The organism is Streptosporangium sp. NPDC050148 (assembly GCF_055586505.1).
In genome coordinates, this window is record NZ_JBVJIA010000005.1 from 200,171 (window position 1) to 211,797 (window position 11,627).

The 11,627-nt window shown below is 73.8% G+C and carries 8 protein-coding genes; 5 read left to right on the forward strand and 3 right to left on the reverse strand.

Translation table 11 applies throughout. From position 1 onward, the window contains the following. Positions 1-2 precede the first annotated feature (2 nt). Positions 3-380: a hypothetical protein gene (locus ACZ6RT_RS07290; RefSeq protein WP_399186510.1), complete on the forward strand. Its 378-nt coding sequence runs from the start codon at positions 3-5 to the stop codon at positions 378-380. Further along, complete coding sequence (locus ACZ6RT_RS07295) at positions 377-1,312, forward strand: WXG100-like domain-containing protein (protein WP_399186509.1); 936 nt, start codon at positions 377-379, stop codon at positions 1,310-1,312. Before ACZ6RT_RS07290 ends, ACZ6RT_RS07295 begins: the two co-directional genes overlap by 4 nt. An 84-nt stretch (positions 1,313-1,396) precedes the next feature. Here ACZ6RT_RS07295 and ACZ6RT_RS07300 read toward each other — a convergent pair whose 3' ends face one another. The 3 genes from ACZ6RT_RS07300 to ACZ6RT_RS07310 form a co-directional block, all read right to left on the reverse strand. Then, positions 1,397-1,759 carry a YbaB/EbfC family nucleoid-associated protein gene (locus tag ACZ6RT_RS07300; RefSeq protein WP_399186508.1) on the reverse strand — a complete coding sequence of 121 codons (363 nt, stop codon included), beginning with the start codon at positions 1,757-1,759 and terminating at the stop codon, positions 1,397-1,399. Continuing rightward, positions 1,756-4,335, reverse strand: coding sequence for a serine/threonine protein kinase (locus ACZ6RT_RS07305; RefSeq protein ID WP_470152546.1), 2,580 nt, complete (start codon positions 4,333-4,335; stop codon positions 1,756-1,758). The genes ACZ6RT_RS07300 and ACZ6RT_RS07305 overlap by 4 nt, the downstream gene beginning before the upstream one ends. Before the next feature lie 99 nt (positions 4,336-4,434). Further along, entirely contained in the window at positions 4,435-5,700 is a 1,266-nt protein-coding gene (locus ACZ6RT_RS07310; protein ID WP_470152547.1) for a S8 family serine peptidase, read from the reverse strand. 258 nt (positions 5,701-5,958) lie between these two features. On the opposite strand from ACZ6RT_RS07310, the gene ACZ6RT_RS07315 reads away from it, so the two are divergent. The 3 genes from ACZ6RT_RS07315 (at position 5,959) to ACZ6RT_RS07325 (ending at position 11,609) form a co-directional block, all read left to right on the forward strand. After that, the gene (locus tag ACZ6RT_RS07315) at positions 5,959-6,963 is read left to right on the forward strand and encodes a methionine synthase (RefSeq protein ID WP_399186505.1); all 1,005 of its coding nucleotides are present in this window, start codon (positions 5,959-5,961) and stop codon (positions 6,961-6,963) included. A 257-nt stretch (positions 6,964-7,220) separates the two neighbouring features. Next, complete coding sequence (ligA, locus tag ACZ6RT_RS07320; protein WP_470152548.1) at positions 7,221-9,401, forward strand: NAD-dependent DNA ligase LigA; 2,181 nt, start codon at positions 7,221-7,223, stop codon at positions 9,399-9,401. A 126-nt stretch (positions 9,402-9,527) separates the two neighbouring features. Continuing rightward, positions 9,528-11,609: a putative bifunctional diguanylate cyclase/phosphodiesterase gene (locus tag ACZ6RT_RS07325; RefSeq protein WP_399186674.1), complete on the forward strand. Its 2,082-nt coding sequence runs from the start codon at positions 9,528-9,530 to the stop codon at positions 11,607-11,609. Positions 11,610-11,627: the final 18 nt, after the last annotated feature.

Here is an 11,627-nt window from a genome sequence, read left to right on the forward strand (position 1 = left end):
CCGTGTCCCATCCCGCAGAACCGACGGACATCAGTCCGACCGACCTGAACAAGCGCAAGGAGGACTTCCGCGCCGAGAACAACGAGCTCGGCAGGGCCGTCACCGAGGCGATGGCCGCCCTCGACGGGCTCGGGCCCTTCTGGGGGAACGACGAGATCGGGCAGAAGTTCGCGGGCGGCGGTGGCAAGGGCTACCTCGCGGCCCGTGACGAGGCCCTCAAGCACGCCGGGGAGCTCAGGGACGCCTACTTCAGGATCGGCGACAACCTGGGCCTGGTCGGCGACAACGTGGACGGGGCCAACTGGGCCACGGTCGGTGCGATGGTCACCGCGATCGTCGGTCCCGAGATCGAGGCGCACAGCAAGGCCGAGCTCGATTGAGCCCCCTGGGAGCCGCGGGGGCCCTCGTCAAGGCCAACCCGTTCAAGGCCGCGATGGTGGGCGGTTCCTTGGGCGGCGCCGCGTTCGTCACGCCCATGCTCGGCGTGCAGTGGCCGGAGGGCGACCCGGACAAACTGCGTGAGGCGGCGGACATCTGGGACCGCCTGGCCGACGTCGTCGAGCGCACCGGTGCCGACGCGAACGGCATCGCCGAGCAGGTCTGGAAGAACAACGGCGGCGCGGCGATCCGGGAGTTCAACGAGCTGTGGACGGGCACGTTCCGGCCCTACCCCGGACAGCTCGCCACGTTCTGCCGGGCGATCGCCACGGCCTGCCGTGACTACGCCCGCGCCGTGGAGATCACCCAGTACGTACTGATCGTCCTGGCGATCCAGGTCTGGGTGAACATGGTCTTCACGGTGGCCTGGGGCTGGGCCACCGCGGGCATCGGCGCGGCCGTGCAGAAGCAGATCATGGACAGGTTTTTCAAGGGCCGCGCGGTCCTGCAGATGAAGCTCTTCAAGATGAGCGTCGAGAAGATCATCTACAACTCGTTCTACTACCTGGGCGACAGCATCGGTTACGCGGGCGGCCAGCAGGTGATCCAGTGGAGCATCTTCGAGCTGGCCGGGGTCAAGAAGGACCTCACCGGCAACGACGTCACCGGCGCGGGGGAGAACGCCAAGCAGTTCGGCCGGGGCTTCGTCAGCAACCTCGCCTTCGACGGCGTCTACGACCTGACCAAGATCGGGCCCTGGGGCAAGGCGTTCCCGAGCAACGCGGTGGGCAACCTGATGTCCCGCCTCGCCGGTTCCGGGATGTACACGGTGATGGACAACACGCTCCAGGGGAACCCCGGGCTTCCCAGCTGGGAGCAGTGGGTCTCCAAGGTGATCGTGCACGGCTCCCGGGCGGTCAAGCCCCCGGCCTGAGCCCGCCTCCGAGAGGAGTGCGCCCGGACGACTCCGGCCCCGGGCGGGAGCCCGGGGCCGGATCCGTGTGTCGGGGACCGCCGATCAGTTCCGGAAGGGTTCCTCCAGAAGCGAGTTCAGCAGCCCGCCGGTCTGCTCGGCCGCGTCCCTGGCGGCCTCACCCGACGCCGCCAGGATCGCCTCGGCGAGGGCCTCCGAGCCCAGGCGCAGGGCGCGCGGGTCCAGGCGCAGTCCCGCCAGCTCGCCGCTGGCCAGCACCTCCACCTGGACGTGACCGTCGGCCGCCTCGCCCCGGCCCCTGGTCTCGGCGAGGCTCTGCCCCACCTCCTCCATGCGGTTCGTCTGTTCCCAGATCCCCGCGAGGAGCCGGTCCGCCTCAGGGTCCCCGGTCAGCGAGTACGTCTCGCCCGCGGCGTTCGGTGCGCTCTCCCGCTCGCCCGGCCTCATCGGCAGCCCCAGTCGAGACCGGCGGAGCCGCTCGGGACGCCGCCGTTGAAACGCACGCACTTGCCCTTGGCGGGAAGGACGACCGGTCCCGCGTAGTACTCGTGGCTGCGCCGGTCGGTCCTGCTCTGGGCGCCCTGGACGTCGAGCGTGGCCCAGACCGGTGACGCGGTGCCCAGGTTCGCGCTCTTGATGGTGACCGCGCAGCCGTTACCGGTGGCGGCGTTGAAGAGCACGTAGGCCGTCCCGCCGTTGAAGGGCGCCGAGCGCTGCACCGTGTAGCCCGCCCCGCAGACCTGCTCGGGGGTGTGCGGGTTGGTGCGCTGCACCGGGGGCGTCCAGGACGGCCTGGCGGTCGTCGAGAAGGTCGGCCGGACCGTCGGGACCACCGTCGGACGGACCGTCGGCCGGACCGTGGGCCGGACGGTGGGCTGGGTCGTCGGCCGGACCGTGGGCCGGACGGTGGGCTGGGTCGTCGGCCGGACCGTGGGCCTCGCGGGCTGCGAGGGGCTCGCGGTCGGCTTGAAGGTGGGAACGGCCGGCTGCGACGGCCTGGCGGTCGCCGGCTGCGACGGCCTGGCGGTCGGCTTGAAGGTGGGAACGGCAGGCTGTGACGGCCTGGCGGTCGGCCTGGCGGTCGGAGGGGCCGGCTGTGACGGCCTGGCGGTCGTCGGCCGCGCCGTCGGAGGAACCACCGGGGGAGCCGTCGGGGAGAGGGTGGGCACCGGGGTCGGCGTCCCCTGGCCCGTGCTCGGCGTCGGCGTCGGGAACACCGGCGCCGGGGTGGGCGTCGTGCCGGGCGCCGGCGTGGCGGGAGGGTCGCTCTGCCCCGGGGTGGGGGTGGGGCTCGGCACCGGCGTCGGCGTGACGGTCGGCGGTCCCTCCGGCGCGACGGTCAGCGACGGCACCGGGGTCGGGGTCGTCTGGACGGGCGCCGTGGACGACGCCTCGGCGGTGGGGGTCGCCGGGGCGGTCGCGGGGACGGTCGGCACCGCGGGCACCGTCGGGGCCGCGGTCAGCGGACCGGTCGGCACGGGGACCGGGGGACCGGTGTACGAGCCGATGGTCGGCACCGGGGGCGTGGGGGCGTCGCTGGGCAGCTGCAGCGGCCCGACCTCCGCGGACTCGGGGTCGGGCGTCGTGCCCCAGGGCACGGTGACCTTGCCCACCGGGTCGTCCCCGGGGGCCTGGCCGGGATCGGCCGCCTGCGGCTCCTGCTGCGAGCTGTCCGCCAGGCCGAGGGCGACCTCCGGGACGGCCCCGTTGGAGGAGGCCTGCTCCAGGTCGTTCAGGGCGGTGTAACGCCCGGCCGCCCACAGTCCGAGCCCGGAGAGCAGGACGATGGCGCCGACGCAGACGGCCAGCGCCATGGAGAAGTTCCCGCTCCTCGGCCTCTTCTCGGCGGCGGGCGGGGGTGCCTGGGCCGGGATGCCGGGTACGGGGGACGCGTCCTGGGGAAGCTGCGGAGCACCCCAGACCGACGTCGCCGGTGTCGCGGGCCGTCCCGGTGCGGCCGCACCGGGGGCGGCCTCGTCGGCCGGAACGTCCTCCCCGTGCAGGATCCCCGTGACGTCCGTGCCGTTCCGTGCCCCGGAACCGGAGGCCGCCCGTGCCCCGGTGTCCGAGATCGTGTCCGCTCCCGCGCCGGTCCGCGCGTCCGGCCCGGTGCCCGCCGCGGTGCCCGCCGCGGTGTCCGCCTCGGCCCCCGAGACGGTGCCGACGACGCCGGGGAAGGGGACGGGCTCCGGAGCGGTTCCGGCCAGGGAGGTCGCCGCGTCCGCCGCCGCACCCGCCGCCGCGTCCGCCGCCTCGCGCTCGCCCAGGAGGCGCAGCATGGCGGTCCTGGCGTCCGGCCGCTCCTCGTACCGCCCGGACAGGCAGGAGGCGAGGACGGGCCGCAGCTCCGCGGGCAGGCCGCTCAGGTCCGCCGGGCCCTGCTCCGGCCGTCCGCCGAACGGCGGGCGTCCGGTCGCCGCGTGGACGACCGTGGCCGCCCAGGCGAACAGGTCCGCGGGCGCGCCGTTGAGGGCCAGGGGGTCCTCACGCGGCCGCTCCGGGGCCAGGTAGTCCGGCTCCCACCCGCCGGTGGCGGGGACGAGGCCGATGTCGAAGACCCGCGGGCCGTCCGGTCCGAGGATCACGGTGTCGGGGGTGAGCGCCCCGTGGGCGAGGCCCGCCAGGTGCAGGGCGGTCAGCGCGGTGAGGGTGCCGACGGCGAACCGCTCCAGCGCGTCACCGGCGAGCGGGCCGTGCTCGGCGACCGCCTGCCGCAGGGTGGGACCCTCGACGTGCTCGCGGACGACGTACGGGGAGTCGTCGAACCAGCCGACCTCCAGCAGCCTGGCGGTGTGCGCCCCGGACGCCCGCTTGGCCGCGTTCAGCGCGGTCGTGATCTGTTCCCGGGCCTGCGCGTCGGCGTCCGGCCGGGGAGGGAGGAGGCGGATGACGCGAACGGTCTCGTCATCGAGGAGATGTCCCAGGTAGACGGTGTGCTCGGGGGCCGGGTCGAGCCGGCCGACCAGGACGTGCACCCCGATACGACTAGGATCTTCGGCCAGTAATGGGTACAAATACCCCATTGGATTCCTTCCAGCGCAGCTGTCAATAAAGCCGCTTTAGGCTAATTGGGTCCCATCCAACCAAATCCGGCGGGGTAGAGCGGGTTTTTAATACGTTTGTCATGTTTGATTCTCTGGTGTGCCCGGTCGCCAGCCCCGGCGACGGCCCATCGGCACCGCGATGCCGGCCGCGGTGACCAGAACGCCCGCGGCGAGCGCGCCCAGCGCCAGCCACAGGGCGCGCGAGACGGCCACGGGATCCCCCGTGGGAGCGGGCCGCACCGCGTCCGCCGGCAGCGGGGCCGCCTCGCGCGGCGCGAGCGCCACCTGCTCGGACGGCAGGATCGCCGAGACCGCCAGCAGCGGGTTCACCATCCCCGCGCCGGTGCCCGTCCCGGTGCCGCCGTCCGCGGTCAGCTCGATGCGCCGCCGGATCCGCACGTTGTCCAGCTGCGGGTGGCGGGCGCGCACCAGCGCGGCCACCCCGGCCACGTACGGCGCGGCGAAGCTGGTGCCCTCCAGGTCCTCGCGGTAGCTCCGCCCGGCCCAGGTGCTCGTGACCCCCCTGCCGGGGGCCAGGACCGTGACCGGGGTGACCGCGTTCGAGGAGTCGGCCCTGGCCCCGTCGGGACCGGCCGCCCCGACCGAGATGACCCCCTCGTAGGCGGCCGGGTAGGCCGGCGCCGGGGTGCCGTCCTCCTTCTGCACGTTGCCGGCCGCGGCCACCACGACCACGTCCCTGGCCAGGGCGTAGGCGACCGCGTTGCGCAGGTCGGCCTGGTCGCTCGCCTGCACCGAGACGTTGATCACGTCGGCGCCGAGCTCGGTGGCCCGCACGATGGCCGCGGCCAGCCTGCCCACGTCCCCGGTGCCGTCGGAGGTCTGCTTGACGGAGATCAGCCTCGCCTGCGGCGCGACCCCGGTGAAGGGCACGCCCTTCATCTCCGCCGCCCCGATGATGCCCGCCACGGCCGTGCCGTGGCCGAGGCAGTCGCGGACCCCGGTGGCGGTCAGGTCGACCGAGCGGATCCTCCTCAGCTGGGGATGCCGGGCCTCCACCCCGCTGTCGACGACCGCGACGGTCACCCCGGCCCCCTTGGTCAGCTCCCACACCTCGGAGAGGCTGAGCCGGCGCTGGGCCCAGGACTCGGAGATGCTGGTCGTACCGCGCCTGGGAGTGCATTTCTCCGGCGCCGATCCCGCACCGTGCGCGGAGGCGGAGGCGGAGGCGGAGGCGGAGGCCGCGACCGCCGTCCCCGCGCCGGGGGCCGGGGCGGCCGTCCCCCCGCCCGGAGCCGGGACCGTCACCGTCGTCACCCTCGTCACCGTCCCGGCCGCGGCCGGAGGGGCCGCGACCGCCACCAGCGTCAGTACCGTGGCGAGCATCCGACCGATCACGAAGAGCCCCCAGAACGACACGGCCCCTGAGCGCGACGGCCCCCTGACCGAGGCGCTCCGGAGCGCACAGGCCCCGGAAACAGGTGATACCGGGCAGCACCCTACTCAGCCCGGTGCCTTCCGTCACGGCGCGGCGGGATTTCCGGGCCGGGGACGCGATCGCGCGGCCATAAGCTGCGTGGGCGGGTGAGCCGGGCAGGCACCGGCGGAGCCCGCCCATGTTCCGACGCGAGACCAGGAGCAGTTGTGAGCCAGTACCCATGGGGTGAGGCGACCGCGACCGGCATCGGTTCGCATCCGGGCGAGGACCACGCCGAGGCGGTCAGGGTCGTCCTCGGCGAGTCGCCCGCGCTGCCGTACCTGCCGGAGCTGCCCGCCCGCGGCGTGGGCGCCGACATGATCGGGCGTACCGCGTCCCTCCTGCTGGAGATGCCGGTGGAGGTGCAGCCGTCGGGCTGGCGGTTCGCCGACCGGCCCGGACGTGACGCCAAGCGCGCCCGCGACCACCTGATCCGCGACCTCGACGGGCTGGAGGAGGTCGTCCAGGGCTACGAGGGCCCCTTCAAGATCCAGGCGTGCGGGCCGTGGACGCTGGCCGGCGCGATCGAGCTGCGGTACGGCGACAAGACCCTCGCCGACCCCGGGGCCGTGCGCGACCTGGTGGCGTCCCTGGCCGAGGGGCTCGCCGCGCACGTCGCCGAGGTCCGCCGCCGGGTGCCCGGCGCGTCGGAGATCGTGCTCCAGCTCGACGAGCCGGGACTGCCCGGCGTGCTGGCGGGCACCGTCCCGACCGCCTCGGGCTTCGGGCGGCTGGCCGCCGTGGACCGGCAGGTCGTCGCCGAACGGCTGCGGGCGGTGTTCCCGCCGGACGTGTTCACGGTGGTGCACTGCTGCGCCCCGCGCGTGCCCTTCGGCGTGCTGCGCGCCGCGGGCGTCCGGGGGGTGTCGCTCGACGCCCGCCTGCTGAGCAGGCGCGAGGAGGACGCGGTCGGCGAGATCGTCGAGGCGGGCACGGCCCTGTTCCTCGGCGTCGTGCCGGGCGTGGACTCCGCGATCGCCGACGCCGGCGCGGTGGCCGCGCCCGCGAAGGAGCTCTGGCGCCGGCTCGGCTTCCCCTCCGCGACCCTGGCCTCGCAGGTCGTGCTCACCCCCGCCTGCGGCCTGGCCGGAGCCTCGCCCGCCTACGCCAGGGCGGCCCTGGCCGCCTGCCGCGGGGCCGCCCGGGTGCTGCGGGACGACCCCGGCGAGTGAGGCCGGGGACGGCGGCGCGCCCGGGCCGACGCGCCGGTGACGCGGCACCGGCGGCGCATCGGCGCTGATCCGGCACGGGTGACCCCGGCACGGGTGACCCCGGCACCGGTGACCCGGTGGGGATGACGTGGTGGAGATGGCCCGGTATGGGGGGACGCGGTGCCGGTGACGTGGCGCCGGCGGCCGGTCGCCCGAGCCGGTTGTCGGTGTCCGGCGATAACGTTCACCCTGGGCGACGACGAGGGGAGGGCCCGGCGATGGGAGCTGAGGTCGAGGGTGTGCCGGTGGCCGCGCTGGAGCGGCACGCGGAGCTGAGCGAGCTGGCCGAGGAGGCCAACTGGCGCTACCACGTGCTCGACGCGCCCACCGTGAGCGACGCCCAGTACGACCTGTGGATGCGCGAGCTGCGTGCCCTGGAGGAGGAGCACCCCACCCTGCGCACGCCCGACTCGCCCACCCAGAAGGTCGGCGCGCCGATCTCCAGCGACTTCACCCCGGTCGAGCACCTGCAGCGGATGGAGAGCCTCGACAACGCCTTCAACGCCGACGACCTGGCCTCCTGGCGGGCCAGGGCCGAGCGGCTGGCCGAGCGCGACCCCGCGCCGTACCTGTGCGAGCTGAAGATCGACGGCCTGGCGATCGCGCTGCTCTACCGCAAGGGCCGCCTGACCCGGGGGGCGACCCGGGGCGACGGCCGCGTCGGGGACGACGTGACGGCCAACGTCCGCACGATCACCGGCATCCCGCACCGCCTGACCGGCGACGACGTCCCCGACCTGGTGGAGGTCCGCGGCGAGGTCTACATGCCGGTCGAGGAGTTCACGAAGCTCAACGAGCACCTGGTCGAGGCGGGCAAGGCCCCGTTCGCCAACCCGCGCAACTCCGCGGCCGGCTCGCTCCGGCAGAAGGACCCGCGCGTCACCGCGCAGCGCCCGCTGCGCATGATCGTCCACGGGGTCGGCAGGTGGGAGGGCACGGCCCTGCCCCCCACCCAGTCGGAGATCTACCGGCGGCTCGCCGGGTTCGGCCTGCCGGTCAGCGACCTGTACCGGGTCGTCGACGACCTCGGCGGCATCGAGGAGTTCATCGAGTTCTACCGCGAGCACCGGCACGACCCGGCCTACGAGATCGACGGCGTCGTGGTCAAGGTCGACCGCGTCGAGCTCCAGCGCAACCTGGGCTCCACCAGCCGGGCCCCGCGCTGGGCCATCGCCTACAAGTACCCGCCGGAGGAGGTCAACACGAAACTCCTCGACATCCAGGTCGGGGTGGGCCGCACCGGCCGGATCACGCCGTACGGGGTGATGGAGCCGATCGTCGTGGCCGGTTCCAGGGTCGAGCGGGCCACCCTGCACAACGGCTCGGAGGTCGCGCGCAAGGGCGTGCTGATCGGCGACACCGTGGTGCTGCGCAAGGCCGGCGACGTCATCCCCGAGATCACCGGCCCGGTGGTCGGCCTGCGCGACGGCACCGAGCGGGCGTTCACGATGCCGGAGCGCTGCCCGGAGTGCGGCACCGGGCTGGCCTACGAGAAGGAGGGCGACGCCGACCTGCGCTGCCCCAACACCAGGGCGTGCCCGGCCCAGCTCCGCGAGCGCATCTTCTTCGCCGCGGGGCGCAAGGCCCTCGACATCGAGGGGCTGGGCTACGTGGCGGCCACCGCGCTGACCCAGCCGCTGCCGCCGCAGCAGCCGCCGATCCGCACCGAGGCCGACCTGTTCGACCTGACGATGGAGCAGCTGCTGCCGATCAGGTCGGTGGTCCGCGACCTCGACACCGGCCTGCCCAGGACCGACCCGGACACCGGCAAGCAGAAGGTCGTCACCTTCTTCGCCAACCAGAGCGGCGAGCCCAGCAGGAACGCCGAGAAGATGCTCCAGGAGCTGGAGAACGCCAAGGACCGGCCGGTCTGGCGGGTGCTCGTGGCGCTCTCCATCCGGCACGTGGGGCCCCCGACGGCCCAGGCGATCGCCGCGGAGTTCCGCTCGATCCCGGCGATCGCGGCGGCCTCGGAGGAGGAGCTCGCCGCCGTGGAGGGCGTCGGCCCGCGGGTGGCCGCGGCGATCCGTGACTGGTTCGAGGTCGACTGGCACCGGGAGATCATCGACCGGTGGGCGGCGGCCGGGGTCCGGATGGCCGACGACCCCCCGGCCGAGCAGCTCCCGCAGACCCTGGCCGGGCTCACCTTCGTGGTGACCGGCACGCTGGCCGCCTTCACCCGCGACGAGGCCGGCGTGGCCCTGACCTCGCGCGGGGGCAGGGTCTCGGGCTCGGTGTCGAAGAAGACCTCGTTCGTGATCGCGGGGGAGAACGCCGGGTCCAAGCTCGACAAGGCGATCAAGCTCGGTGTGCCCGTGCTCGGCGAGGAGGGGCTGGCGGTGCTGCTGGCCGAGGGGCCGGAGGCGGCGGCCGCCATGACCGTCAAGCCCGAGGAATAGCCGGGGCTCCGGTGCCGGGTGATGAAAACGTGCGAATTCTCCGTGACGGAACGTGCGCAATCGGTTTCGCGAAGTGGCCCATAGGCCGTACTCTCCCATAGTGAACTAATGGGGGTTTTGTTACTCATGGCCGACCCGACCGATACCCGCGACACCGGACCGCGACCGGGATCGCCCCTGTGGGCCTATCTCGGTGCCGTCACCACCGTCGGGTTCACCGTGCTCGTCGTGTCCCAGCTGCGCCTGGACGCGGTCGACGCGGCGACGCTGGTCCGCAGCCCGGTGTTCTGGACGCTCGCGGTCCTGATCGTTCTGGGCGAACTGCGCCCGGTGGTGCTGTCGTCGTCGATGACGGTGGGCGGCACCTATCCGTCGACGATGTTCACCTTCGCCGCCCTGCTGCACTACGGCCTGCCGGTCGCCGCGCTGCTGCAGGCGGTCGCCATCGTGGTCAACGGGGTGGTGACCCGCAAGGCGTGGCACCGGGTCATGTTCAACATCGCCCAGGTGACGCTGGCCTGCAGCGCGGCCGGGCTGGTGCTGGGGGTCTTCGGCGACCTGCCCGTCATCGAGGGCTCGGGGGTGCCCGACGGCTCGGACCTGCTGGTGATCGGGGCGGCCGGGCTCGCGTACTTCACGGTGCGGGCGCTGCTGGTCTCCGGCGCGGTGGCGCTGCACGAGCGCAGGTCGATCCACCGGGTGATCCGGACCACCATCGGCCACCAGAGTCTGGTGTACGCGGGGCTGCTCGGCCTGGCCCCGCTCGTGGTGGTGGTGATGAACCACTCGCCGGCCATGGTGCCGCTGTTCCTGGCCCCGATGGTGGCGGTCTACTTCACGGCCACGATGTCGGTGCGCCGCGACCACCAGGCGATGCACGACGGCCTGACCGGCCTGCCCAACCGCAAGATGCTCGTGCTCAGCACCGAGGAGGCGCTGGCCGAGGCGCGGGACGGCGAACGGGTCGGCCTGTTCCTGCTCGACCTCGACCGGTTCAAGGAGATCAACGACACGCTCGGGCACCCGGTCGGCGACCGGCTGCTGCAGACGGTGGCGCACCGGCTCACCCACAGCGTCCGCCCCGGCGACGTGGTGGCCCGGCTCGGCGGCGACGAGTTCGCCGTCCTGCTGCCCTCGGTCAGGGACGCCGCGGCGGCCAGGGAGGTGGCGGCCCGCCTGCGGGTGGCGATCACCGAGCCGGTCCGGCTGGAGGGCATGAGCTTCGACCTGGACGCCTCGTTCGGCATCGCCCTCTACCCCGACCACGCGCCGGACTTCGAGATGCTGCTGCAGCGCTCGGACGTGGCGATGTACCTGGCCAAGGAGGGCCGGACCGGGGTCGAGATCTACGCCGCCGACAAGGACCGCAACAGCCCCGAGCGGCTCACCCTGCTGGGCGACCTGCGCAGGGCCATCGACCGCTCCGAGCTGCGGCTGCACTACCAGCCCAAGCTCGACCTGGCCGGGGGGCAGGTGCGGGGCGTGGAGGCGCTGCTGCGCTGGCGCCACCCCGAGCGGGGCATGATCCCCCCGGACGAGTTCGTCCCGATGGCCGAGCAGTCGTACCTGATGCGCCACCTCACCGGGTACGTCATCGACGCGGCCCTGGAGCAGGCCGCGCACTGGTGGCACACCGGGCTGCACGAGCAGATCTCGGTCAACGTCTCGGCCCGCGACCTGCTCGACTCGGCCCTGTCCGACCAGCTGGGGGCGGGACTGGCGCGCTACCGGCTGCCGCCCAAGGCGATCCAGCTGGAGGTCACCGAGCGCATCCTGATGACCGACCAGGCCTACACCGCCGACGCCGTCCGGGCCCTGGCGTCGCTGGGCGTGCCGCTCGCGCTGGACGACTTCGGGACGGGCTACTCCTCGCTGGTGCGCCTGCAGCGCCTGCCGGTCGCCGAGGTCAAGATCGACTCCTCGTTCGTCCGCCGTATCGCCGAGTCCAAGGACGACGAGCGGATCGTCCGCTCCATCGTCGACCTGGTCCGCTCCCTGGGGCTGCGCTCGGTCGCCGAGGGCGTCGAGTCGGACGAGGTGGCCAAGCGGCTCAAGGCCATGGGCTGCGACCTGGGGCAGGGCTGGCTGTTCGCCGAGCCCATGTCGGCCGCCGACGCGACCGTGTGGCTGCGCGAGCACCGCGCGCTGGCCACGCACGATCTCACCCTGCTGCGCCGCCGCGAGATCCTCGACGCGCAGCGGGCCTGACAGCCGCGGGCACGCCCG